The 23,152-nt window shown below is 67.7% G+C and carries 21 protein-coding genes; 7 read left to right on the plus strand and 14 right to left on the minus strand.

Annotation, left to right across the window (positions count from 1 at the left end; genetic code table 11):
- Positions 1–48: 48 nt before the first annotated feature.
- Positions 49–1,065, minus strand: coding sequence for an alcohol dehydrogenase (locus D7V80_RS09930; RefSeq protein WP_120587924.1), 1,017 nt, complete (start codon positions 1,063–1,065; stop codon positions 49–51).
- 184 nt (positions 1,066–1,249) lie between these two features.
- Here D7V80_RS09930 and D7V80_RS09935 point away from each other — a divergent pair, with 184 nt between their 5' ends.
- Both D7V80_RS09935 and D7V80_RS42185 read left to right on the plus strand, forming a co-directional pair.
- Positions 1,250–2,131 (plus strand): NAD(P)-dependent oxidoreductase, encoded by an 882-nt coding sequence (locus D7V80_RS09935; RefSeq protein ID WP_120587925.1) that lies wholly within the window; start codon positions 1,250–1,252, stop codon positions 2,129–2,131.
- A 92-nt stretch (positions 2,132–2,223) separates the two neighbouring features.
- Positions 2,224–3,792 (plus strand): family 16 glycosylhydrolase, encoded by a 1,569-nt coding sequence (locus D7V80_RS42185; protein ID WP_199738475.1) that lies wholly within the window; start codon positions 2,224–2,226, stop codon positions 3,790–3,792.
- A 93-nt stretch (positions 3,793–3,885) separates the two neighbouring features.
- On the opposite strand, the gene D7V80_RS09945 is transcribed toward D7V80_RS42185, so the two are convergent.
- The gene (locus D7V80_RS09945) at positions 3,886–6,948 is read right to left on the minus strand and encodes a MopE-related protein (RefSeq protein WP_120587926.1); all 3,063 of its coding nucleotides are present in this window, start codon (positions 6,946–6,948) and stop codon (positions 3,886–3,888) included.
- Positions 6,949–7,357: 409 nt separating this feature from the next.
- Here D7V80_RS09945 and D7V80_RS09950 point away from each other — a divergent pair, with 409 nt between their 5' ends.
- The gene (locus tag D7V80_RS09950) at positions 7,358–7,897 is read left to right on the plus strand and encodes a hypothetical protein (RefSeq protein ID WP_120587927.1); all 540 of its coding nucleotides are present in this window, start codon (positions 7,358–7,360) and stop codon (positions 7,895–7,897) included.
- Between the two features lie 13 nt (positions 7,898–7,910).
- Here the strand turns inward: D7V80_RS09950 and D7V80_RS09955 are convergent, their stop codons facing one another.
- The 6 genes from D7V80_RS09955 to D7V80_RS09980 all read right to left on the minus strand — a co-directional run bounded on the left by D7V80_RS09955 (position 7,911) and on the right by D7V80_RS09980 (position 16,634).
- On the minus strand, positions 7,911–8,789 hold the full coding sequence (locus D7V80_RS09955; RefSeq protein WP_120587928.1) for a flagellar motor protein MotB: 879 nt from the start codon (positions 8,787–8,789) through the stop codon (positions 7,911–7,913).
- A gap of 145 nt (positions 8,790–8,934) precedes the next feature.
- Positions 8,935–10,116: a right-handed parallel beta-helix repeat-containing protein gene (locus D7V80_RS09960; protein ID WP_120587929.1), complete on the minus strand. Its 1,182-nt coding sequence runs from the start codon at positions 10,114–10,116 to the stop codon at positions 8,935–8,937.
- A gap of 117 nt (positions 10,117–10,233) precedes the next feature.
- On the minus strand, positions 10,234–11,412 hold the full coding sequence (locus tag D7V80_RS09965; RefSeq protein WP_120587930.1) for a right-handed parallel beta-helix repeat-containing protein: 1,179 nt from the start codon (positions 11,410–11,412) through the stop codon (positions 10,234–10,236).
- 117 nt (positions 11,413–11,529) lie between these two features.
- On the minus strand, positions 11,530–12,681 hold the full coding sequence (locus D7V80_RS09970; protein WP_370452477.1) for a right-handed parallel beta-helix repeat-containing protein: 1,152 nt from the start codon (positions 12,679–12,681) through the stop codon (positions 11,530–11,532).
- Positions 12,682–13,011: 330 nt separating this feature from the next.
- Positions 13,012–15,423, minus strand: coding sequence for an Ig-like domain-containing protein (locus D7V80_RS09975; protein WP_120587932.1), 2,412 nt, complete (start codon positions 15,421–15,423; stop codon positions 13,012–13,014).
- A 167-nt stretch (positions 15,424–15,590) separates the two neighbouring features.
- On the minus strand, positions 15,591–16,634 hold the full coding sequence (locus tag D7V80_RS09980; RefSeq protein WP_120587933.1) for an NAD(P)-dependent alcohol dehydrogenase: 1,044 nt from the start codon (positions 16,632–16,634) through the stop codon (positions 15,591–15,593).
- Positions 16,635–16,771: 137 nt separating this feature from the next.
- Here D7V80_RS09980 and D7V80_RS09985 point away from each other — a divergent pair, with 137 nt between their 5' ends.
- Positions 16,772–17,677 carry a LysR family transcriptional regulator gene (locus tag D7V80_RS09985; RefSeq protein ID WP_120587934.1) on the plus strand — a complete coding sequence of 302 codons (906 nt, stop codon included), beginning with the start codon at positions 16,772–16,774 and terminating at the stop codon, positions 17,675–17,677.
- Positions 17,678–17,684: 7 nt separating this feature from the next.
- Here D7V80_RS09985 and D7V80_RS43460 read toward each other — a convergent pair whose 3' ends face one another.
- The gene (locus tag D7V80_RS43460) at positions 17,685–17,819 is read right to left on the minus strand and encodes a hypothetical protein (protein WP_255417629.1); all 135 of its coding nucleotides are present in this window, start codon (positions 17,817–17,819) and stop codon (positions 17,685–17,687) included.
- Between the two features lie 167 nt (positions 17,820–17,986).
- Here D7V80_RS43460 and D7V80_RS09995 point away from each other — a divergent pair, with 167 nt between their 5' ends.
- Positions 17,987–18,274, plus strand: a complete 288-nt coding sequence (locus D7V80_RS09995) for a hypothetical protein (RefSeq protein WP_120587935.1) — start codon at positions 17,987–17,989, stop codon at positions 18,272–18,274.
- Between the two features lie 46 nt (positions 18,275–18,320).
- Here the strand turns inward: D7V80_RS09995 and D7V80_RS42650 are convergent, their stop codons facing one another.
- The 3 genes from D7V80_RS42650 to D7V80_RS10005 are packed head-to-tail and all read right to left on the minus strand — an operon-like array spanning position 18,321 to position 19,324.
- Positions 18,321–18,527 (minus strand): protein-tyrosine phosphatase family protein, encoded by a 207-nt coding sequence (locus D7V80_RS42650; RefSeq protein WP_233585242.1) that lies wholly within the window; start codon positions 18,525–18,527, stop codon positions 18,321–18,323.
- Entirely contained in the window at positions 18,473–18,688 is a 216-nt protein-coding gene (locus D7V80_RS42655; protein ID WP_233585243.1) for a hypothetical protein, read from the minus strand. Before D7V80_RS42655 ends, D7V80_RS42650 begins: the two co-directional genes overlap by 55 nt.
- 15 nt (positions 18,689–18,703) lie before the next feature.
- On the minus strand, positions 18,704–19,324 hold the full coding sequence (locus tag D7V80_RS10005) for a DUF1877 family protein (protein ID WP_120587936.1): 621 nt from the start codon (positions 19,322–19,324) through the stop codon (positions 18,704–18,706).
- 323 nt (positions 19,325–19,647) lie between these two features.
- Here D7V80_RS10005 and D7V80_RS10010 point away from each other — a divergent pair, with 323 nt between their 5' ends.
- Positions 19,648–20,694 (plus strand): alpha/beta hydrolase, encoded by a 1,047-nt coding sequence (locus D7V80_RS10010; RefSeq protein ID WP_120587937.1) that lies wholly within the window; start codon positions 19,648–19,650, stop codon positions 20,692–20,694.
- On the opposite strand, the gene D7V80_RS10015 is transcribed toward D7V80_RS10010, so the two are convergent.
- Together D7V80_RS10015 and D7V80_RS10020 are read right to left on the minus strand one after the other, a co-directional pair.
- Complete coding sequence (locus tag D7V80_RS10015) at positions 20,691–21,116, minus strand: DUF4326 domain-containing protein (RefSeq protein WP_120587938.1); 426 nt, start codon at positions 21,114–21,116, stop codon at positions 20,691–20,693. The genes D7V80_RS10010 and D7V80_RS10015 overlap by 4 nt on opposite strands.
- A gap of 71 nt (positions 21,117–21,187) precedes the next feature.
- Positions 21,188–21,577 carry a hypothetical protein gene (locus D7V80_RS10020; protein WP_120587939.1) on the minus strand — a complete coding sequence of 130 codons (390 nt, stop codon included), beginning with the start codon at positions 21,575–21,577 and terminating at the stop codon, positions 21,188–21,190.
- 219 nt (positions 21,578–21,796) lie between these two features.
- On the opposite strand from D7V80_RS10020, the gene D7V80_RS10025 reads away from it, so the two are divergent.
- On the plus strand, positions 21,797–23,062 hold the full coding sequence (locus D7V80_RS10025) for a CCA tRNA nucleotidyltransferase (RefSeq protein ID WP_120587940.1): 1,266 nt from the start codon (positions 21,797–21,799) through the stop codon (positions 23,060–23,062).
- Positions 23,063–23,152: the final 90 nt, after the last annotated feature.

Genomic DNA, 23,152 nt, shown 5'->3' on the forward strand with positions numbered 1-23,152 from the left:
GGGAAGAGGACGGCGCAAGCATCCCCACCCCGGCCGTTCCCCGGCAAGTCAGCGCATCTTGAGCACCACCCGGAAGCGGGCCTTGTTGCTCATCATCCGCTCGTAGGCCTCCGCCGCGCGGTCCAGGGGGAACACCTCGTTGCGCGAGCGCACGCCCACGAGCGCGCTGAAGGCCATGGCCTCCTGCGAGTCCTGGGGCACGCCGCTGGGCCAGCCCTGGATGCGCGTGCGCTTTCCAATCATGGACAGGCTGCTCACGGGGATGGGCTCCGAGCCCGCGCCCAGCAGCAGCAGGGTGCCGTTGCGTCCCAGGCCTCCAAGGAGCTCGCCCGCGAGGCTGCTGCTCGACGCGGTCATCATGATGACGCGCGCGCCCCCGAGCTTCTGGAGGGCCTCCGCGGGCTTGCCCTTCTCCGTGTCGATGTACTCGTGCGCGCCCAGCTCCATCGCCAGGGCCTTCTTGTCCGCGCCACGCGAGATGGCGGCGGTGCGGTAGCCGAACTTGCTGGCGTACTGGATGGCCAGGTGGCCCAGGCCGCCAATGCCTTGCACCGCGACCAGGTCCCCCGGCCGCGCGCCCATGTTGCGCAGGGAGTTGTACGTGGTGACGCCCGCGCAGAGCAGGGGCGCGGCATCCTCGGAGCTCATCCCCTCCGGGACCCGGGCCAGCGCCTCCTGGGGCGCGACCAGGTACTCGGCATAGCCACCGTCATAGCTGATGCCGCAGATCTGCTGCTTCTCACAGGTGACGAAGTCGCCGCTGCGGCACGCGACACACTGGCCGCAATGGCCTCCGTGCCAGCCCACGCCGACGTGCTGTCCTTCCTTCCAGGCCGTCACGCCAGGGCCCACCCGTTCAATGCGGCCCACGACTTCGTGGCCCGGAACCCGGGGGTACTGGATGGGCATCCAGCCTTCCTTGGTGATGGCGTCGCTGTGGCAGACGCCACACGCCTCCACCGCGATCCGGACCTGCCCGGGACCGGGCTCGGGGACCTCACGCTCAATCACCTCGAGCGTGCCGCCCGCCTTCTGCACCTGCGCCGCTTTCATCTTCCTGGCCATGGTGTCTCCTCGGGGGGAGGGATGGGGATGACGCAGTGCGGGCGCACCTGGAGTGAGGAAGGACGCCAGGCAGGAAGGCGAGCAAGGGGGACAGGGCTGGGTGGCCAGGCCGTTCGGCAAGTGTCCGGGTTGACGTGGAGTGCGCGTGCTTCGAGGCTGGGTGCCTCACAACAGGAGCGTGACGATGACGTCCAGCCGTTCGACGAAGCTCGCGGTGATTGGCAGTGGTCTCATGGGCAGCGCGCTGGCGCGAGCCTTCGCCTCAGCGGGGCACGACGTCGCGGTGTGGAACCGGACGCCGGGCAAGGCCAGGGCCGTGGGCGGTGGCACCGTCGCGTTCGAGAACCTGGTGGAGGCCGTCACCGGGCGGTCGCTCGTGGTTGTCTCGCTGTCCAACTACGCGGCGTGGTCGGAGCTGGTCGCCTCGCAGATCGTCGCGTCGGCGCTGGCGGGAACGACGCTGGTCCAGCTCACCAGCGGCTCACCGGCGGATGCGCGCGGAGGCCTGGAGTGGGCGAGGGCCCACGGCGTGGACTACCTGGATGCGGCGATCCTCGCCTATCCCGCGTTCGTGGCCACCGACTACGCGACGGTCTACTACGCCGGGGCGCGAGCGGTGTTCGACCGGCACCAGGAGACCCTCAAGGCCATCGCCAGGAACTCCGTCTACGTCGACGAGAAGATCGGCTCCGCCGCGACGCTCGACTGCGCGATCCTCGAGGCCTACTACGGAGGCTCCCTGGCGGTCCTCCACGCCGCGGCGATGTGCCAGGCCGAGGGGCTGGACCCGAAGGCCTTCTTCGCCCAGAAGAACTCCTTCCTGGGATTGATCTCCGTCACCGCGGACGCCGCGCAGGACATGATCGCGCGCAACGACTTCACCGGCCAGCAGTGCAGCCTCAACACCCATGTCGCGGCCATCGAGCACATCGTCCGGCTGAGCACGGACGCCCGCATCAGCGCCCGCTTCCCGCGGGAGCTGCTGGAGAACTACCGGCGGGCTCTGGGCGCGGGGCTGGGTGAGCAGGAGTTGCCGGCAGTGTTCCGCACCCTGAAGCAGGACTGATTTCAAGGTCTGGACAAACGGACTTTCGGGTATAGCCGTGAAGAGCGCACTGCGGATCAATCAGTGCGTTCGTCCCCTCCCCGGAGATCCCCATGACGTCGTCCAGACGAAGTCCCGCTTCGCTCTTCGCCGCCTTGCTCCTGGCGCTGATCCCCGCGGTCAGCGCGGCCCAGACGAGCACCGTGCAGCGGCTAGGCACGCCCAGCCTGTCGTCGCAGCCCGGCCAGGCCGTGACGGTGGCGATGCGGTTCAACGCCGTGCCGCAGGCGGAGAACTACAACGTCTTCATCCACTTCATCGACTCGAACGGCGTGAACCACGCTCCTGACGGCGCGGACCACTTCCCGCCGGTCGGTACGTCGCAGTGGAGCGGGGCCGTTGCGTACAACCGCACCGTGACGCTTCCATCGTCGATGCCGTTGGGCACCTACAGCATCCGGGTCGGTCTCTCGCAGACGCACTCGCCCTGGGGCCGCGTGGCCCTGGCGATGGGGAGCGGCGTCACCGTCGATGATCAGCTCCGCTACACCGTCGGAACGCTCACCGTGAGCGCGCAGCAGCCCGCCACCACCCAGGTCCTCCAGCTCTCCACTCCCAACCTGTCCGGCCAGGCCGGGCAGAACGTGACGATGGGGCTGCGGTTCAACGCAGTGCCGATGAGCCAGAGCTATTACGTCTTCGTCCACCTGGTGGATGCGAACGGCGTGCAGTACCCCAACCTGGGCGCGGACCACCTGCCGCCAGTCAGCACGGCGACCTGGAGCGGCGCCATCGCCTACAACCGCGTCGTGGCGCTCCCCACGAACCTCGCCTCGGGCACGTACACGGTTCGCGTGGGGCTCTACAACATCGCCTCGCCCATGCAGCGCGTGGCGCTGACGACGGGCAGCGGCGTCACGGCCGACAACGAGCTGCGCTACACCGTCGGAACGCTCACCGTCGGTGGTGGGCAGCCGACGGGCAACGGCCCCGTGGGACAGGACGCGAGCGCCTACGTGCTGACCTTCTCCGAGGAGTTCAACAACGGCTTCAACACCAGCGTGTGGAATGATCACATCTGGTACGAGACGTCGAACCCCACCCTCAACTACGCGGTCCGCAACGGCGTGCTGAAGATCTGGCCGCAGCGCGACGCCAGCGGCAACTTCTTCAACCGGACCCTCGACACGGATGGGAAGTTCCAGCAGCGCTACGGCTACTTCGAGATGCAGGCGAAGCTGCCCATCGGCAAGGGCGTGTGGCCGGCGTTCTGGCTCTTCGCCCACCCGGGCGACCGCCGCCCCGAAATCGACATCATGGAGGCGTACCCGGGCGGTGGCCCCAACAGCGGCTGGGGTGACTCCAGCCTGCACCCGGTCGCCTTCGCCGCCACCGTGTGGCCCAACGGCTCCAGCAATGGCAACGCCGGCTCCCGCATGTTGCAGACCCCCGACCTGTCGGCGGCCTTCCACGTCTACGGCGTGAAGTGGGAGGCGAACCGGCAGACCTTCTACTTCGACGGGCAGCCGTTCCTCACCGTCAACGTGTCCATGGGCGACCCGATGTACCTCCTGCTGGACCTGTGGTTCGGCAGCGCGAGCGGCACGCCGGACAGCACGACCCCGACGGGTGAAGGCAACTCGTTCGAGGTCAACTACGTCCGGGCGTGGCAGTTCCGGTAACGGGCCACCGCACGACGCAAGAAGAGGCGGCCAGGCCTTCATCGCCTGACCGCCTCTTCCCCGGACGGCTCAGGAGCCGCGGTTCAATCCCAGCTAGTACTGCACGCAGCTGCCTTGCCTGCACTCGAACTTGTAGTTCGAGCATCGGCGGCCGCAGCTTCCGCAGTTGTTGAAGTCACTGGAGAGGTCGACACACAGATTGCCGCACGCGGTCTCATCCGAGGGGCAGACCGGTGCGCAGACGCCGCCTTCGTCGGAGGCGCCATTGCAGTTGTTGTCCAGGCTATCGCAGACCTCCGCACGCCCGGGATGGATGGCCGGGTTGGAGTCGTCGCAGTCCGAGGCGTTGGCGACGTAGCCGGAAGGCTGGATGCAGTTGTACGCCAGCCCCAGCGGATTGCCGTAACCGTCACCATCGCCGTCGGCGTACCACGCTCCCAGGCCCTCGTCCGACAGGCCGTTGCAGTTGTTGTCTTGCCAGTCACAGACCTCCGGGGCCCCGGGCCAGACGACGGAGCTGAAGTCGTCGCAGTCGCTGGAGTTGGCGACGTAGCCCGAAGGCTGCGAGCACGCCCGTCTCGACTGGCTCCCGCCGTAACCATCGCTGTCGTAGTCCAGGTACCAGGTCGGACCCACGCCATCATCCACGGCGCCGTTGCAGTTGTTGTCCAAGCCGTCGCAGACCTCGGTCGCCCCAGGGTACATGCTCGCGTTGAAGTCATTGCAGTCGCCCCCGCGGGCGATATAGCCCGGCGGGGCCGTGCACGCCTGCGCCGTGATGATCCAGCCATAGCCGTCCTTGTCGCTGTCGTAGTACCAGGTCGGGCCCACCCCATCATCCACGGAGCCGTTGCAGTTGTTGTCCACGTTGTCGCAGACCTCCGTGGCGCCGGGCCGGATGTTCGGGTTGGAGTCGTTGCAGTCGCCCGAGTTGCCGGCATATCCCGAGGGCCTGGAACACGCCCTGGTCGACTGCGAGGTTCCATAGCCGTCACCGTCGCCGTCGTAGTACCACGTCGAGCCCGTGCCCTCATCCACGGCGCCATTGCAGTTGTTGTCCACGCCGTCGCAGGCTTCCGCCGCACCGGGCCGGATGCTCCCATTGGCGTCGTTGCAGTCACTGGAGTTGGCCACGTAGCCCGAAGGCTGGCCGCAGGCCGCGGCGGAGTTGCCCGGGTTGCCGTAGCCGTCACCATCCGCGTCCCGGTACCAGAGGGCGCTCACGCCTTCATCGGCCTGCCCGTTGCAATTGTTGTCCTGGCCATCACAGACCTCCGGGGCCTCAGGCCGGATGCTCCCATTGGTGTCGTTGCAGTCGCTGGCGTTGGAGACGTAGCCCGAGGGCTGCGAACACGCGACGGTCGACTGGCTGGAGTTGCCATGGCCATCACCGTCCGCGTCGCGGTACCACGTCGAGCCCACCCCTTCGTCCACCTGCGCGTTGCAGTTGTTGTCCAGTCCGTCGCAGGCCTCGGCCTTGCCGGGAGCGACGTTCGCGCGCGTGTCGTCGCAGTCCGTACCGGTGGCCACGTAGCCCTGCGGCTGGATGCCGGACTGCTTCGTGTCACTGGGGTTTCCGTACCCGTCGCCGTCCGCGTCCCGGTACCAGACCGCGCAGCCGTTGTCGTCCACCGCGCCGTCGCAGTTGTTGTCGAGGCCGTCGCACACTTCCGTGGCAGCCGGGTGGATTCCCGGGCGGGTGTCGTCGCAGTCGATTCCCTCCACGAAGCCTTCGGAAGGCTCGCACACCTGTTCGAACTGGACCGGGTCTCCGAAGCCGTCACCGTCCGTGTCGCGGTAGAACCGCCGCAAGGGCAGGCTCCGCTGCGCGTAGAGGACCGGCGCGGAGACGCCTCCCGGAAGCCCCAGCTGGCCCTGGCTGTTGTCACCCCAGGCCCAGATGGCCGGACAGCCGTTATGTACCGCCAGGGCGTGGCGGGCGCCCGCGGAGATGGCGAGCATGTACTCCGTGTCCGCCAGACCATACGGCTCCTTGTACTGACGGACCGCCACCGGCTCGGGTTGGCGCAGCCCGCTGCCATCGCCGACCTGTCCGAAGACGTTGTCACCCCAAGCGCGAATCTGTCCGACGTTGGGTGCACCGATGAAGAGCGAGAACGCATCGCCGGCGGCAATCGCGCTCCCCATGAAGGTCCAGCCCTGCGGATAGGTCGGGAAGGGGGTGACAGGCTGGTCCAGCCCGTTCCACGTCCGGCTCGCCTGACCGGAGGTGTTCAACCCCCAGGCCCAGGGCTTGCGGTCCCCCGTGTCCACCAGGAGGGAGTGGTGCTCACCCGCCGCGATGTCCGCCACGAGGGACTCGAAGCGCAGGAGGGTCGGCGTCAGCACCGGCGCCTCGGTCGCTTCGTTCGTTCCCACCTGCGAGGAGGCGTTGCGCCCCCAGCTCCAGACGCGTCCGCTCCGGGTCAGCGCGAGGACATGGTGTCCACCCGCCGCGACCTTGGTGAACTTGTAGATGTCCTGCGGGTTCGCCGTGGGCCCGGCAGGGAGGTACGCATCTCCCGCCGCGAGCGCTGGCACCACGACCTTCACGGGCACCGCATGGGCCGCCGTGTCCGCCATGCCCTGGCCCAGCTCGCCGTCCGTGTTCTGCCCCCACGCCCACAGGTCGCCGTTCGCATCCACGGCGAGCGACAGGTCCGCGCGCGCGGAGATCGCGGTGATGCCGCTCAGGGCGGGAACCTGCGTTGGCGCCAGGACCCGGGCGTTCGCGGGCAGCCCTCCCGCCTGCCCCTTGTCGTTGCGTCCCCAGGCCCAGACATGGCCCGTCTCGTCGAGCGCCAGGGAATGCCCGCTCCCCGCCGCCACCGCGGTCATCCGGCGGGGCAGGGTGATGGGCAGCGGCGTCGGCTGGGGCGACGCGCTGGCGGTTCCCTGTCCCAGCTGCCCATCCGTGTTCTGCCCCCAGCTCCAGACCACGCCATCGTTCTTGACGGCCAGTGAGTGGTACGCGCCCGCGGCCACGCCCTGCACCTCCAAGCCCGCCGCGAGTCGGCCCTGGGCAACCTTCAGGGGCCGCGGGGACTCTGGCTCCGCGTCGGGCAAGGATTCGCCACAGCCCGCGCTCAGGGCAAGCAATGCCGTGACGCACCACCAGAGCGGTGCGGGGTCTTGCTTCACAGTCTGTCTTTTCAATGGAACAGCTCCTGATACGCCCCGGCCCCCCTGAGCCTGGACGTCATGTCTGGAGAGATTCCTTCCTGTTCACGGACGCGAAGGCGGATCGACCCCCATTGCCGCACGACGCGCTCCCCAAGCGCGGGTCAGTCACAGGATAGGATGGAGTGCCTTCATGCCCGTGCGGTCCCGGTCGTCAGGGCAGGAAGGTTGGATTGACTGTCTATTGATTCCTGAGAAAAAGCAATACCCAGCCATATGACTCGGGTGGGTGTCATTGGACGCCCTGCAGGCGAGCGTGGCCATGAACTCAGAGTGAATTCGAGACAGGTTTGATTTGAATGTAACCATGGTTGTTGTGTTGAAGGGCCTCCACCTCGGACTGTTCCTGATATGCCCATCGACGGATGGGCACCAGGAGCGACGAATGATGCGGATGCGTTGGATGTGGCCGTGGGCTCTTCCGCTGGCCGTGGGATTGGCGGAGGCCTCTCCGCCCGCGAAGCCGGAAGGTGAGCGCGTAGCGATCGCTCCCGCGGATCCGGCGTGTTCGCCGGTGGAGAACTGGCGCTGCCTCTGCGTGGGGACGCCCGGCACGGCGACCGCCCAGCTCGAGCAGATCGGCGTGGACCTGAACGCCTTGAAGACGGACGGGTGGCCCTGCGTCCAGGGGGACTTCGACAAGGATGGGCAGCCGGACTACGCGTTCCCGGGCAAGGGCTATTCGTGCAACGGCTCCGTGCCGGTGCGGGTGCTGTTCACGAAGGACGGGAAGGTGCGGGAGGTGCTCCCCCTGCCGCGCGAGGTGAGTTGCCTCCAGCTCTACGGCATCCGGTCCAAGCCGGGCCCCCATGGCGTACCCAAGACGGCACGGCAGGGGCTGGTCGACTGGGGCGAGGGCAACGCCACCTGGGTCTACCTGTTCAACGGAAAGAGGTGGCGGGCGTCCCGCCACCTCTCCGAATAACGCCCGCGCGCCTCTACCGGCCGGACGTGGATTTCTTCCCGACGGCAGGCTTCACGGCGGTGGCCTTCGCGGGAGCCCCCTTCACGGGGGCCGCCTTCGCGGGGGCCGCTGCTTTCGCGATGGCGGTGTTTCTCTTCGCGGCCAGCTCCGGGATCAACAGCAGCTCGATGCGGCGGTTGCGCGCGCGGCCCTGCGGCGAGGCATTGGCCCCCAGGGGCCGCGTGTCGCCGTAGCCGGCCGCGAGCATGCGCTTCGCGGGAACGCCGCCCTTCTCCTGGAGGAAGCGCACGACGTTGACGGCGCGCGCGACGGACAGCTCCCAGTTGGTGGGGAAGGTGGCCTGGAGCTTCTGCGTGGGGGGCGAGTCGTCCGTGTGGCCCGACACCTGGATGAGCTTGTCATCCACCTTGGACAGCACGCCGCCCAGGCGGGTGAGGACCTCCTGGCCGCGCGTGCTGATGCTGGCGTCGCCTGAATCGAAGAGGACCTTGTCGACCAGGTCCACCTGGAGGCGGCCTCCGTCCTGCGACAGGCGGATGGCGCCCTCGGCGATCTCCTTCTTCAGCTTGTCCTGGAGGTCCTCGTAGGTGGCCTTCAGCCGGGTGAGCTCCGCCTCCTGCTCCTGCACGGTCTGGCTGAGCTGCTCCTTCTCCGTGTTGAGCTGATCCTTCTCCGTGGTCAGCTTCGCGTGTTCCGCCTCCAGCGCGGACAGCTTCGCCGCCAGCTGCTCCTTCGTGGCCTCCGCTTCGCTGGCCCGGGCAGCGGCAGCCGCCGCCTCCGCGTCCGCGCGGGTCGTGCTGCGATGCGACAGATAGAGCACCAGCCCCGCGAGCACCGCCACCAGCGCCGTCACCAGCCAGGGCCCCCAGGCCCTTCCGCGTTCCTCTTCCATGTCGCGACCTCCAGGGTGGAATGGACGGAGGCCACGCTAGTGAAACGACCCAGGTGCGCCTCAAGGCGCCCCGGGTGTGTGCAGGTATCTGGAGGTGAATTGTTCCAGCCAGGGCAGCCGAAGTTCGCCGCCGCTGGCGGGGACGTCAGTACATGGCGCAGACGATGCCCACGCAGTCGCCCGCGGTGTTGTTTCGCGCGACGTTTCCGCCGCCGTCGAAGGCGGTGGGCGCGTAGATGCCGAAGCCCGTGTTGTTCAGGGCCAGGTTGTTGATCACCGTGGGTGTGCTGGGCGGCTCTACCCGGAGTCCGTCCCCGTCGTTGGACAGGAACTGGTTGCCGCGGACGATGCCCGTGAGCGGGACGGTGACGAGGCCAGTGCGGTCGGACAGGGTCAGGCCGCTCGCGTTGCCATGGAGGGTGTTGCCGTCGATGTAGACGGTCTGGGCCGCGACCTGGAGCCCCGTGCCGTTGTCGACGAGCAGCGAGTCGAGCATCGACAGCTGGATCGGCTCCCAGACCGGAGTCGTGGCGGGCGCGAACGCGGCGTTGTTGGCGATGAGCGTGTTCTCGAACCTCATCTCGCTGCAGACGCGGGCGTCAAAGCCGTCGTTGGGGATCGTGCTCACGGCGTCATTCCACGCGAGCGTGCTCGACCTGAAGCGGAACACTCCGTGCCAGCAGTAGGCGGCGCTCCCATTGGACGTGAACGTGGAGTCGAGCACGTCGAAGCTATGGAAGTCCGCGAACATCGCGATCCCGTTGTGGGTGAAGATGGATGACCGAATGTCGAAGGTTCCCGTGGATGCATCGAACTCGCCGGCCATCCCTGTTCCATTCCCGCTCAGGCGCGAGTCCGTGATGAGGAAGTTCGTATAGGACGCCCGGTTGAAGACGCCGACATTGTTGTCGAGGATCGCGAGCGCATGCAGCCGCAGGTTCAGCACGGGTGCGTCGCTGGTGGTGGAGATGCCGCTAGCGAATCCCTGGACCGTGCCATTGCGCACCATCCTGCCGTTGGCGACCACGATGCCATGCGAGGTGAAGTTCGCCGCACCCGTGCGGCGCACGGTGTATCCGCCCAGGTCCAGGACGATGCCCGGGCCGTCGACCTGGAGCGCGAAGGGCGCCGAGCTGGGGCAGTAGAGATCGCGCGTGAGTCGCGTGTGCTCGGTGATCGTGTCACCGCACCGGACGTGGGAGCCGCCGGTGAACACGACCTGGGCTTCCGCGTCGGAAGGCTCCGTGTCACGGGCCTGGGCGTCTGGCGCTCCCGTGAGCAAGGTGGTCACGGCCATGGCGACGACGAATCCGCGTGTCTGCTTCATGCAGCCTCCCCGAGCCGGAGACGTCCGGCCACCGGCGCAAGAGGCTAGGCACGCTGCTCCAGACGGCTTCCCCCCCAGTGGGAGCAGCACGCCGCCTGGAGCGCGACACGGTGGTGCTCAGAAGGGCGAACAGATGATGCCGACGCAGTCGCCCGCGGTGTTGTCTCGCGCGACGTTTCCGCCCCCGTCGAAGGCGGTGGGCGCGTAGATGCCGAAGCCCGTGTTGTTCAGGGCCAGGTTGTTGATCACCGTGGGCGTGCTGGGCGGCACCACCCGGAGGCCGTCACCGCCATTGCTCAGGAACTGGTTGCCGCGGACGATGCCCGTGAGCGGGACGGGGACGGGCGCCGGAAGGTCGGACAGGGTCAGCCCGCCGCCATTGTCATGGAAGGTGTTGCCGTCCACGTAGACCGTCAGGGCGGAGGCCTGGAGACCCAGACCATTGCTGACAGCCATCGTGTTGATCATCGCGAGCCTGTTCAGTTCCCAGACCGGCCGGTCGGCGGGCGCGAACGCGGCGTTGTTCGCGATGAGCGAGTTCTCGAACCGCATCTCTCCGCAGGTGTTGGGGCCGCCCTGGTCGACTTGCATCCGCCCCACTGCGTCGTTCCACGCGATCGTGCTTGCCCTGAAGCGGAAGGAACCACCGAAGCAGAAGCTGACCAACCCATTGGATGTGAAGGTGGAGTCGAACAAATCGATGTGATGGAAGTCCGCCACCATCGCGATCCCGTTGTGGGTGAAGATCGAGGAGCGCACGTCGAACAGTCCCGTGGACGCATCGAACACGCTGCCCAGTCCCCGGCCATTCCCGGTCAGACGGCAGTGGGTGATGAGGAAGTTCGTCTGGGACGCGCTGTAGACGCCGTAACCATTGTCGAGGAGCGCAAGTTCGTGCAGTCGCAGGTTCACCGTGGGGGAGCTGAAGCTGACGTCGATACCGTACCCAAAGCCCTGCACCGTGCCATTGCGGATCATCCTGGCGTCGGTGACCTCGATGCCGAGTGAACCCGGGACCTCCGGGCCGATGCGGCGGATGGTGTGCCCGCCCAGGTCCAGGACGATGTCCGCGCCATTGAGCTCGAGTGCATGGGGCGGCGAACCCGGACAGTTGAGGTCATGCGTGAGGATCGTGCTTTCGGTGAGGGTGTCTCCGCACTGGACGTCGTGACCGGACTTGAAGATCACCTTGGGTTCCAATTCGGAAGGAACCGTGTCCCGGGCCTGCGCCTCGGGCGCGCTCGTGAGCAAGGTGGTGACCGCCACGACCACGGCGAATCCGCGTGTCTTCCGCATGCTGCCTCCCCGGGGCCGGAGACGTCCGGCCACCGGCGGAGAGCCTAGGGAACGCGCCACCCGCGTCATTCCGTCCAGGGGTGGCAGCCCTCCGCCTGGACGGCGACACAAAGGTGCTCAGAAGGGCGAACAGACGATGCCCACGCAGTCGCCCGCGGTGTTGTCTCGCGCGACGTTCCCGCCCCCGTCGAAGGCGGTCGGCGCATAGATGCCGAAGCCCGCGTTGCCCAGGGCGACGTTGTTGATCACCGTGGGGGTGCTGGGCGGCTCTACCCGGAGTCCGTCGCCGTCGTTGGACAGGAACTCGTTGCCGCGGACGATGCCCGTGAGTGAACCGGGGGAGGACCCTGCGCGGTCGGACAGGGTCAGGCCGCCTGCGTTGCCATAGAAGGTGTTGCCGTCGATGTAGACGTTGAAGGCAGAGGCCTGGAGCCCCGTGCCGTTGCTGACGACCAGCGTGTCGAGCATCGCGAGCGAGAGCGGCGCCCAGACCGGTTCATCAGCAGGCGCGAACGCGGCGTTGTTCGCGATGAGCGTGTTTTCGAAGCGCGTTTCGTAGCAGCGGCGGGGGCCTTCGCCGTCATTGTGGGCCGTGCCCACGGCATCGTTCGACTCGATGGTGCTCGACCTGATGCGGATGAAGCCTTCCCAGCAGAAGAAGATGCGTCCATTGGACGTGAACGTGGAGTCGAGCACGTCGATGTCGTGATAGTCCGCGATCATCACGAGCTCGTTGTGGGTGAAGATGGATGACCGCACGTCGAAGTTTCCCGTGGACGCATCGAACTCACCCCTCAGCCCTGTGTCATTCCCGCTCAGAAGCGAGTCCGTGATGAGGAAGTTCGCATTGGACGCCCGGTTGTAGACGCCGATGCCGTTGTCGAGGATCGCGAGCGCATGCAGCCGCAGGTTCAGCGCGGTCTCTCCGCTGGTGGTGGTGATGCCGCTGGCGAATCCCTGGACCGTGCCATTGCGCACCATCCTGCCGTTGGCGACCACGATGCCTTGCGAGGTGAAATTCACCGGACCCGTGCGGCGGATGGTGTGGCCGCCCAGGTCGAGCAGGATGTCCGGGCCGTCGAGCTGGAGCGCGAAGGGATCCGAACTCGGGCAGTTGAGATCATGCGTGAGGAGCGTGTGCTCGGTGAGGGTGTCCCCGCACCTGACGGCATGGCCGGACTTGAAGATCACCTTGGGTTCCACGTTGGATGGAACCGTGTCCCGGGCCAGGACGTCGGGCGCTCCCGTGAGCAAGGTGCTCACAGCCATGGCAACGGCGAATCCGCGTGTCTGCTTCATTCTGGCTCCCCCTGGACCGGAGACGTCCGGTCACCGGCGGAGATCCTAGAGAAAGCGGCCTCCGCATCATCTCGACCACGGGTGGCAGCGCGCCGCTGGCAGGGCGACAGCATGAAGGCACGGCGGGGTGACGTGGATCACCACGACGGAATGGGGGGAGCGGGCCTCACTGTGTGAGGGAGAGCCATCGCCAGTCATCGCGTTTCTCATTGCGGCGCGCGCTTTCTCAGAGCGAGAGAGGGAATCCCCGCAGAGTCCTGAGCGCGACCGGAGGCCGGCACAACGCCGCTGACGCGTCCTTCAGTTCTGGGGCAGTCCGCTGGGGCCTGCGCCCCGGGAGGCTTCGGGGGGATGGGGAACCACCGGCGCGAATCTCCACGTCACCGAGGCTGAGCCCAGCCCCTGCTCCCCCAGAATCTGCAGGAGCCAGCTGTCGATGAAGGTGCCGCCGAACGAGTCCGTCAGATCGGGCAGGTTCTCGAGGTAGTTGGAGGAGTGGGCAGGATAGGAACCGCCGCCTTCAAGCACGAGATCGTCAGGGAGGGGCCGCCAGGCAGTACCTATACCGCCAACGTGGGTCCCGACCTGGCTTGTCCCATTCACCGTTGCGTTGATGAAGACGCGCCCGCCCAGGTTGTACCTGCAGTGATCCTGGTCGAGTGAAAGCAGAAGGACGGACCCCTTCTCGTTCGGCGGAACGATGGGGGTCGGGTTGCCGGAACCCTCGGTGCTCGAAACCAGGTGTCCATCCGTGGCATCCCGCACGGTTTGATGGATGGTCGCCGTGCCAGTGGGGCTACCGGGCCCGCCGAACCTCGAAGTCTCGAGTGTCGCCGTGACGTCCGCGCTCACCTCGGTCTGGATCGTGTAATGGCTGTTGGCGCCTGACGCGCTGTACGAGAAGGCGATGTGGCCTGTCCATTTCTTGATTTCGGACAGGTCGGGGCAGGTGCAACCTTCCTTGAGAGACTTGACGGTCACAAGGTCGTCAGCAAGGACGTGCGAGCGATCCTGCCACTCGCTGTTGCTGATGATGATGACGAGTTCTTCGACATGCTCCTCTGGCTTGTCACGACAGAACTTCTTCTTCTGGAGCTTCGTCCAGTCCTCTGGCGCCCGCCACTGGCCGCCAATCTTCACGAGGGCCTGAACCCGAGCCGCGGGGTCAGCGCTCGCTGCCAGTGGATTCTCCACGATGACCTTATGGACATCATCGCTGGTGAAGGTGAAGGCGTAGTAGTTGGCCGCCAGGTGTTTGACGTTGGTCGTCAATGACTCTTCTCCTGGGGCGTCGACGTGGAAGGTGCCCGTCGCCTGGGCGTGAGCTTGCAGACCGTCCCAGGCCCGGTAGTCAGTCACGGGATCCTGGTTCCAGTTGTGAAGAACGAACTCGGGCCAGACTTTCTCGAACCCTCCAGCGATCGCGGCATTGACGGCTCCGAGGCTGCTCGGGTTGGTGGCGTTCTCCCAGATGGTCTTGACGACGGCGGATCCCGCCTGACCTGGGCCCGCGAGATAGAACGGGAGCAGATACGCACCGTATTCGTGGGCATTGTTGCGGTATTCCAGGGGGAAGTCAGGAAGCAGCAAGAAGCGTTGGGCGGAGAAGTGCTCGTCGTCGGTCGACGGGTAATCGGGATCCATGTTGCTTTTGGGGTAGACGTAATTCTCCGCCCATTTCGCCGAGGCTTCGCTCAGCCAGTGGTACTCCTGGCTGGAGTCGCGGGGGTAGGCTGAAGCAATGACATGCATCAGCTCGTGGGCGACGACGGAAAACGAGGCCTGTCTTGAGAGCAGCACGAGGGCGGACGAGCCCTGGCAGCAGCTGAAGCGGCGGGCGAGGCTGACGCGCGTGTCGACCAGATAGATGTCAATGCGCTCGTCTCCGCCCCCGCGCGGGCAGGCAGCGCCGCAGTCGGGCAGCGGCTCCCGGAGGAGGCCGGTCAGCTTGGGCCAGATGACGCCGTCAATCTCATCAGCGATTCGCTGGGCGCGGACAGCGTCCCCGGCGAAGCGCTTGTGGTACCAGAGCTTGACCTTGTTGTTGGCTGTCACAACGGTTCCCCACGAGACCTGCCGGGCAGTGGCGCGTTCCTCCCCAGCCGCCTCGCGCAGAGCGAACCAACTCCCAGCCTCCGGAGGAGTGAGCAGGAATGGCTGGAGCGTGGCCTGGGCTTCGGACGACAGCGTTCCAACCGACTCCACCAGCTCATCCATGAGGGCCGTGCCATCCAGTGCGCGATCGTCCCCCAGGTACTGCCTGGGCAGTCGCTCGTCGCCAAAGATGGCGAAGACCTTGTAGATCAGGGCTGTCTCGTCATTGAGTTCTCCTCTGGCCCGTGCCGCATCAATGCGCTGAAGGCTGTTCGCCTGCTCCGCGGGTGCCACGGACAGGGTGACCCCATTGCTGGTCACCCTCTTCGCGGAGGCGGTGATTCCGGTCTCCCCGGGCGTCTGGCCCGTCGCTGTGCCATCCGCAATGGTGGCGACCGCTGGGTTCGAGGAGGTCCATGTGAAGCCCACATCCTCCAGGACCTTGCCACCTTCGTCTTTGGCCACCGCCGTGAAGGTCTGGGTTTCACCCACCTGGATGGCTGCGCTCGGCGGCGTGAGCTCGATCGTCTTCACAGCACCTTGCTTCTTGGGACATGTGCAGGCGCTGAACCATGCCGCCGAAAAGAGCAGGGTGACTCCGGCCAGAACCGCTCTCATGGCGACGCCTCCCGCAGGGATTTCCTGCCACTGCCTGGGAGGCTTGACTGTTCGCCAACTCGAACCGGCCCACCATCGCCCAGCAGGGGCAGGGGGCTGTTCGCTCACTCAGGCAGTGGGACGGGGCCGCCCCAGCGGCGGCAGGACGTGGGGCCTTTCCCGAAGGGCTACTTCAGGGTCGACGTGTCGATGACGAACCGGTACCGGACGTCGGAGGCGAGCACCCGCTCGTAGGCATCGTTGATCTTGCTGGCGGGGATGACCTCGATGTCCGCGCCGATGTGGTGCTTCGCACAGAAGTCCAACATCTCCTGCGTCTGCGGGATGCCGCCGATGAGCGACCCGGTGAACACGCGGCGGGGCATGATCAGCGAGAACACGTTGACCGAGAGCGGCTCCGCGGGAGCGCCCACGTTGACCAGGGCTCCGTCCAGGGCCAGCAGGGACAGGTAGGCGTCCAGGTCGATCTTCGCGCTCACCGTGTTCACGATGAGATCGAACGTGCCCGCGAGCTTCCGGAACGTCTCCGGATCCTTGGTGGCGTGGTAGTGGTGCGCGCCCAGGCGCAGGCCGTCCTCCTTCTTGCTCAGCGACTGCGACAGGACGGTCACCTCCGCGCCCATCGCGCGAGCGAACTTCACGCCCATGTGTCCCAGGCCGCCCAGGCCCACGATGGCCACCTTCTTGCCGGGCCCCGCGCCCCAGCGGCGCAGCGGTGAGTACGTCGTGATGCCCGCGCACAGGAGCGGCGCGGCGGCGTCGAGCGAGATGCCCTCGGGGATCTTGAGGACGAAGTCCTCGGTCACGACGATGTGGGTGGAGTAGCCGCCCTGCGTGAGCTGGCCGTCCCGCCCGGTGGCGCCGTACGTTCCGACCATCCCCTTGAGGCAGTGCTGCTCCTCGCCCTTGCGGCAGGACGCGCAGTCGCCGCAGGAGTCCACCATGCAGCCCACGCCGACGCGGTCGCCGACGGCGTGCTTCTTCACCTGGGCGCCGACGCCGGTGACGATGCCGGCGATCTCATGGCCGGGAACGATGGGGTAGGTCGCCTCGCCCCATTCGCCGCGGACGGTGTGGATGTCGGAGTGGCAGATGCCGCAGTACTTGATCTCGATGAGCACGTCGCGCGGGCCCAGCTCCCGGCGCTGGATGGCCAGGGGACCGAGCGGTGACTTCGCGGAGGTGGCGGCGTAGGCGTTGGCGGTAGGCATGTGTCTTCTCTCCAGGGGCATCGGGCCCCGTTCACGTGCGAAGAGAGATACGCGCCAGCCCCGTGGATGACTACGCGCGAGGAGCCAATAGGCTCTTAACGGGTGCTTAACAGTGGCTTCGGGTACGGTCCTCGCGAATGAATACGGCCCCCTTCACGCAGCTGCAGGTCTTCCTCGCCGTGGCCCGGCTGCGCAGCTTCAGCGGTGCGGCGCGCGAGCTGGGCGTCTCCACGGCCGCGGTGAGCCAGGCGGTGCGGCAGCTGGAGGAGCAGCTGCGGGTGGTGCTGCTCACGCGTACCACGCGCAGTGTGGCGCTGACGGACGTAGGCCGGCGGCTCGTGGAGGGAGCTGGCCCCGCGGTGGGGCAGACGCTGGCCACGCTCCGCGAGGTGGCCGCGCAACCCGGAGAGGCCGTGGGCCGGGTCCGGCTGACGGTGCTGACGGCGGCGGTGCCCTACGTCATCACTCCGGTGGTCCCCACCTTTCGTGAACGACATCCACGGGTGGAGGTGGAGGTCGTCATCGAGGATCGCTTCGTGGACATCGTCGAGGAGGGCTACGACGCGGGCGTGCGGCTGAGCGAGTCCATCCAGCGCGACATGGTGCAGGTGCGCCTCACGGAGGCGTTCCGCTTCGTGGTGGTGGCGTCGCCCGGCTACCTCGCGCGCCACGGCACGCCCCAGCGTCCCGAGGACCTGCTGAAGCACGAGTGCATCACCTTCCGTTCGCAGACGACCGGAACGCTCTACCCGTGGGAGCTGGAGCGCGGACGCAAGAACTGGCGCGTGCCGGTGCGCGGCGGCGTCGTCACCAATGACATCCATCTGCCCGCGACCCTGGCGGAGCAGGGCGTGGGGCTGGCGTACGCCTTCGAGCCGGCCGTGGAGGAGCGGCTGCGCACCGGGAAGCTCGTGCGGGTGCTGGAGGCCTACGCGCCCACCGTGCCCGGCTTCTTCCTCTACTACCCCAGCCGTGCGCAGCGCTCCGCGCCGCTGCGACTCTTCGTCGAGGCCGCGCGCGAGCTGGCGCTGAAGGCCGTGTGAGAGCGAATCAGCGGCCGGTCAGCTTCTCCAGGGCCTCGGGATAGCGGGCCCCCTGCGCCGTGAGCTTCGCGGCGGCATCCGTGAGGTCGCGGACCTCATCCGCCGTCAGCTCCACCCGGGCCGCGCCGAGGTCCTCCTCCATCCGGTGTGGCTTCGTGGTTCCCGGGATGGGGATCATCCAGGGAATGAGGTGGGTGTTCAGCCGGAGACGTTGGTGGCGTGGAAGTCTGTCATTGTCTTCCGTGGCTGGCGTCTGCTGCCGGGCGTGCCTGGTTTTTCGCAGGCACATCCCACACCCCAGGAGTGTCGATGAACGCGCTGAAGCAGTCCCTGATGGCCGTCGCCGCTGTCTTCGCCGTGGCTCCCGCCGCTGCCGTTGCCTATCCGCCGCAGTGCTGGGATGTCTGTCAGGGGTATTGCGACCAGATTTGTTACGAAGGGACCTACCGCACCACCTGTGGCGAGTCGGTGGGGTGCTTCTCCCCGTCGCCTTCCGAGGAGACCGCTGCTGTCTCCACGGAGCTGTCCCAGGACGCCGCGCCGGTCTGCGACGCCTCCCATCCGGGCTCGGAGCAGACTGCGTCCGCTGAGAGCTGAGCGGTCCTGAGCATCCGCGGGGCCTGCCGTGTCCAGGCCTCGCGGTTCATGGCTGGGCGCGGAGGGCCGCCGACAACGCGTCGAGCGTACGCTCCTGCAAGGCGGAGAGCCGCACCCCGGGCCGCGCCTGACGCACCCGAGCGAGGGCGGCCTGCGCATCCGGAGCATCCCCCCGAGCCACGAGGAGCGCGGCGGCGATCATCCCGGTGCGCCCATGTCCCTGCGCGCAGTGGACGTAGACCGGCCCGGGCAGGGCTGCTTCCCGAAGGCCCTCGCACCCACTCCGGCATAGGCGAGCGCCAGGACCGCGAAGCTCAGCGCGGGCCACAGCAGCAACCAGCCTGGGCCCTGGAGCCGCTGCGCCAGGAAGGTGAGCAGTGCCGCCGCGGCCGTGAAGACGAACGTGTATTTCATGCGCGGCGCCAGGGTTCAGTCCACACAGACAAGGACGCCGTCTCCGTGCTTCGCGGCCGTGACGTAGAAGGCGCGGAAGCGATCGAAGCGCTCGGTGAGCCACTGCCAGGCCTCGTCGATGCCCTCCTCGCGCGGGCACTTGTAGACGGCCGCGTCGCTCAGGCTCTTGAAGGTGAAGTGCTCGCGAAGGGCGTCGAACCGCACGGCCTCCAGCATCCGGGCGATCCGCTCCACCGTCTCTGGCCGCGTGTAGCGCAGGGGCACGCCCTGAGGCGCCACCACGTGCGGGGCGATCTCCGCCTCACCGTGGATCGCGATGCCGGCCAGGGAGTCGTCCTCCGTTCCCGGCGCGTTCCGGCGGCGGTCGGAGAGGACGAAGTGCAGGTGGTCCCACCTCCGGCCAAGGTCCACCTGTTGCGTCGCCAGGTCGGGGCGGGTGCGCAGCACGTCTCGCACGGCGTCCAGGAGCAGGAGTTCGTCGGAATCCGGACCGCCCGGTGCCAGGGTCTCCTCGCGCGGAGCCCGGAGCAACCGGGTGACGGACATCAGCCATCCGCCCACGCCGGTGTTCCGTCGCGCCAGCTCCAGCAGCGGGGAACCGCCGGGAAGGGCCTGGTAGCTCGCATCGAGTCCCATGCGCTCCGTCCTAGCAGCTCCGCCGCCATCGCATCAGCTAGCTCGCGCGGTTCGCCGACTCAGGGGCTGGGGCAGCCGCCGCGTTCGCGGTCCTCCGTGTATTGGCCTCCGCGGCGACCTGACAGAGGGCCACCTGCGCCTGAAGCTGGAGCGAGAAGGCCCGGCCCCGGCCGAACATGGCGCCGAACAACCTCTCCGTGAAAAACCGAGCATGTCTGCCTGATTGTAAAGGACAGATGCGGCGCATCGGACAAGCCCACCGTGTGCCTGCGTCTCCCACTCCAGGCGTGCATGGCCATCCTCGGCCCAGGAGGAGAGACGCCATGCCTACCGACACGAAGCAGCCTTCCGATTCCGGATTGGATCCCCACGCCCGTGCCTTCCTGGAGCAGTTGAAGAAGGCGGGCGGGCCCGCGCTCGAAACCCTGCCTCCCACGGAGGCGCGTGGAGTGCTCAGGAGCGTGCAGGCGGGAAAGAGCGCGCGGAAGCCGGCCCGCATCGAGGACCGCTCCCTGCCGGTGGGCCCTGACGGCCAGGTCTCCGTCCGCATCGTGCGGCCCGCGGACGCGTCGGAGAAGCTCCCGGTGGTGCTCTATCTCCACGGCGGCGGCTGGGTGCTGGGCGACAAGGACACGCATGACCGGTTGATCCGTGAGCTGGCCGTGGGCACCCGGTGCGCGGTCGTGTTCGTGAACTACACGCCCGCTCCGGAAGGGCAGTACCCCGCGCAGCTCGAACAGGCCTACGCCGCGCTCCAGTGGGTCGCGAAGAACGGCGGCGAAGCGGACCTGGATGGACAGCGGATCGCCGTGGCGGGGGACAGCGCGGGTGGGAACCTGGCGGCGGCGCTCACGCTGCTGGCGAAGGAGCGCGGCGGTCCACGCATCCTGCAGCAGGTGCTGTTCTATCCCGTCACGGATGCCCGCTTCGACACGGGGTCCTACGCGCGCTACGCGGACGGCTACTTCCTCACCCGGAGCGGCATGCAGTGGTTCTGGGACAACTACGCCCCGGACTCCACGGTCCGCACGGAGCCCACGGTCAGCCCCCTGCGCGCGACCGACGTGCAGCTGCGAGGCCTGCCGCCCGCGCTGATCCTCAACGGCGAGTGCGACGTGCTCCGCGACGAAGGCCAGGCCTACGCGCGCAGGCTCGTGGACGCGGGCGTCCCCGCGCTGGCCCTCCAGTACGCGGGGATGATCCACGACTTCGTGATGCTGGATCCGCTGGCGGACTCACTCGCCGCGCGCAATGCCATCACCCAGGCCTGCCTGACGCTGTCGGAAGCCCTGGGCACGCGGAAGCAGGTGGAAGCAGGGCTCACGTCCCAGCCCGCACAGGTCCGCGAGCGGGAGAGCGCGCGTCACTAACGCGGCCCTGAGTCCAGCCACGCGGCCAGCACGTCCGCGTGGCACGGGCCCGGCTTGCACCAGCAGCCCAATCGCTTGCCGCGCAAGGTCTTCACGTCGCGCAGGAAGTCCGCGTCGTGCTTCGTGCGCAGCTCCAGGTACCAGCGGAAGGACTCGAACGCGTCCGGGCCGGGCGCCATGCGCCGCTGGGCCTCGTCGCGGATCCGCTCGGCTTCGTCCGCGGGCAGCTTCGCCAGCCACGGCTCGAAGTACGTGCGGATCATCGCCTTCCAGGTCTTCACACCCCCGGGCTTGAACGGATTGCCAAAGCGGCCGGGCACGGGGTTGAGCGGCCCGGGCTTTGCCCAGGCGCGAAAGGCGCGGCCCACGTACACCTCACAGGCGTCGTGGACGTGCACCGCGGTGGTTTGGGATTCGGACATGGCGGGTGCATCGTTAACAGATGCACCCGCCAGACGCCGTGCGTGATGCCCGGCCCGTCAGCAGGCAGGGGTCACCAGGGGGCGATGCCCTGCTTCTCGTGCGGGGTCGGCGTGTACGTGGACTTGAACACCGAGGCCGCGCCGTTGAGCCCGGAGCCGAGGGCCTCCACCGCGCCCTGCTTGAACTGGCCCTTGCTGATGCTCACGAAGGCGTCGCGGCCGAAGTTCAGCGCCTCGCGCTGGTGCGCGTTGACCTCGCTGCGCGCGCCCGTCTCCACCTTCTTGACGTTGTCGATGACGCTGTTCTTGGACCGGTCGGAGATGCCGAAGTTGCCCTTGTCGAGGAGCTGGTTCACGCCGCTGACCGCGTGGCTGTAGTCGCTCTTCTTGCCCTGCGTCGTCTGATCAATCTGCAGGCGGGAGGGGTTCTTGAACGTGTGGTTGCTGGTGACCTTGAACATGGTTTTCCTCGCAGGGGGCGGCGGCCCGTTGGACCGTGCCCGCGGTAGGTGATGCGTTGAAATGATTGTCGGGGCGTGTGGGCTGGAGTTTCCTGAAGACTTTCATTTGCCCACGTATACGTCATTTGTCGTATGCCGGCCTTCGCGGGGGCCATCGCAGTGGCAAGGCCCTCCGGAAGACGGCAACGTACGCGCCCGCCTCCTCCCACCCCTGCGGACATGATCGCCAACCTCCACGACGCCGACATTCCGAAGCCCGTGCTCGAAGTCATCACCCGCCTGCGCGAGCTGGGCCACCCCACCTATCTGGTCGGAGGCTGCGTGCGGGACATGGTGCGCAAGGTCCATCCGAAGGACTTCGACGTCGCCACCAGCGCGCTGCCGGAAGAGGTCCAGCGCGCCTTCCGCAAGGTCATCCCCACCGGCATCCAGCACGGCACCGTCACCGTCGTCACCGGCGGCAACCACGTGGAGGTGACGACGTTCCGTTCGGAAGGGGACTATCTGGATGGCCGGCGCCCCAGCTCCGTGTCCTTCGAGCGCGACATCGTGAAGGACCTGTCGCGGCGCGACTTCACCATCAACGCCATGGCGTACAACCCGCTGGACCGCGAGCTGGTGGATCCGTTCGGCGGCCAGGTGGACCTGCCCGCGAAGCTGATCCGCTGCGTGGGCTCCGCGCAGGAGCGCTTCTCCGAGGACGGCCTGCGTCCCCTGCGCGCCGTGCGCTTCGCCGCCGTGCTGGGCTTCACGCTGGACCCTGACACCCGCGACGCCATCCCCGCGACCCTGGCCGTGTTCCGCAAGGTCGCGCTGGAGCGCGTGCGCGAGGAGCTGCTCAAGCTGCTGCTGTCCCCCCGCGCGGAGATGGGGCTGCACCTGCTGGCGGACACGGGGCTGATGGCGGTGTTCCTGCCGGAGGTGGCCCACGCGGACGCGGAGACGGTCCGGCTCGCCCGCGCCGCCGTGCAGGCCGCGCCGCTGGACGCGGACCTGCGCATGGCCACGCTGCTCGCGGACATCGACACCGCGACGCAGGCCCGGGAGCTGTGTCTGCGTTTGAAGTTCCCCAACAAGTCCGCGGACCTCATCGGCCTGCTCGTGGAGCACGCGAAGCTGGAGACGCGCGTGGACGACGCGGACTCCGCGCTGCGCCGGCTGCTTGCTCGCGTGGGCCTTTCGAACCTGCCCGCGCTCCTCTCCGTGGCGAAGGCCCGCGTCCAGGTCCGAGCCCCGGAGCGGCTGCCCGCGGTGGAGGCGCTGGCCGCGCGGCTGGAGGCGCTGGCCGCCGCGAAGCCCCCTCTCTCCGCGAAGGAGCTGGCGCTCACCGGGGGCGACATCATGAAGACGCTGGGCATCGGCCCTTCACCGAAGGTGGGCGAGGCCACCCGGTACCTTGTCGAATCCGTGCTCGACGACCCGTCGCTGAACACCGCGGACGCGCTCTGTTCCCTGCTCACGGCCTGGGCGGCGCGCGGTTCATGACACGAGGGCCTCCTCCCGGCCGGAGGGCAGGGGAGGGGGCCTGGAGCGCCTCTGGCCGTGCGTCGCGGCCTGGGGGCGTGTAGGAAGGAG

The sequence above is a fragment of the Corallococcus sp. CA054B genome, from assembly GCF_003611625.1.
Lineage (GTDB): Bacteria > Myxococcota > Myxococcia > Myxococcales > Myxococcaceae > Corallococcus > Corallococcus coralloides.

Coding starts and splice junctions, on each gene's coding strand:
- D7V80_RS09965 (WP_120587930.1), bottom strand. CDS start 11,412: ATGCGGAAGACACGCGGATTCGCCGTGGTCGTGGCGGTCACCACCTTG.
- D7V80_RS42655 (WP_233585243.1), bottom strand. CDS start 18,688: ATGAAATACACGTTCGTCTTCACGGCCGCGGCGGCACTGCTCACCTTC.
- D7V80_RS09985 (WP_120587934.1), top strand. CDS start 16,772: ATGAATACGGCCCCCTTCACGCAGCTGCAGGTCTTCCTCGCCGTGGCC.
- D7V80_RS09975 (WP_120587932.1), bottom strand. CDS start 15,423: ATGAGAGCGGTTCTGGCCGGAGTCACCCTGCTCTTTTCGGCGGCATGG.
- D7V80_RS09935 (WP_120587925.1), top strand. CDS start 1,250: ATGACGTCCAGCCGTTCGACGAAGCTCGCGGTGATTGGCAGTGGTCTC.
- D7V80_RS10020 (WP_120587939.1), bottom strand. CDS start 21,577: ATGTTCAAGGTCACCAGCAACCACACGTTCAAGAACCCCTCCCGCCTG.
- D7V80_RS09955 (WP_120587928.1), bottom strand. CDS start 8,789: ATGGAAGAGGAACGCGGAAGGGCCTGGGGGCCCTGGCTGGTGACGGCG.
- D7V80_RS09980 (WP_120587933.1), bottom strand. CDS start 16,634: ATGCCTACCGCCAACGCCTACGCCGCCACCTCCGCGAAGTCACCGCTC.
- D7V80_RS09995 (WP_120587935.1), top strand. CDS start 17,987: ATGAACGCGCTGAAGCAGTCCCTGATGGCCGTCGCCGCTGTCTTCGCC.
- D7V80_RS09930 (WP_120587924.1), bottom strand. CDS start 1,065: ATGGCCAGGAAGATGAAAGCGGCGCAGGTGCAGAAGGCGGGCGGCACG.
- D7V80_RS43460 (WP_255417629.1), bottom strand. CDS start 17,819: ATGGAGGAGGACCTCGGCGCGGCCCGGGTGGAGCTGACGGCGGATGAG.
- D7V80_RS09970 (WP_370452477.1), bottom strand. CDS start 12,681: ATGGCTGTGAGCACCTTGCTCACGGGAGCGCCCGACGTCCTGGCCCGG.
- D7V80_RS10010 (WP_120587937.1), top strand. CDS start 19,648: ATGCCTACCGACACGAAGCAGCCTTCCGATTCCGGATTGGATCCCCAC.
- D7V80_RS10025 (WP_120587940.1), top strand. CDS start 21,797: ATGATCGCCAACCTCCACGACGCCGACATTCCGAAGCCCGTGCTCGAA.
- D7V80_RS09960 (WP_120587929.1), bottom strand. CDS start 10,116: ATGAAGCAGACACGCGGATTCGTCGTCGCCATGGCCGTGACCACCTTG.
- D7V80_RS10015 (WP_120587938.1), bottom strand. CDS start 21,116: ATGTCCGAATCCCAAACCACCGCGGTGCACGTCCACGACGCCTGTGAG.
- D7V80_RS09950 (WP_120587927.1), top strand. CDS start 7,358: ATGATGCGGATGCGTTGGATGTGGCCGTGGGCTCTTCCGCTGGCCGTG.
- D7V80_RS42185 (WP_199738475.1), top strand. CDS start 2,224: ATGACGTCGTCCAGACGAAGTCCCGCTTCGCTCTTCGCCGCCTTGCTC.
- D7V80_RS10005 (WP_120587936.1), bottom strand. CDS start 19,324: ATGGGACTCGATGCGAGCTACCAGGCCCTTCCCGGCGGTTCCCCGCTG.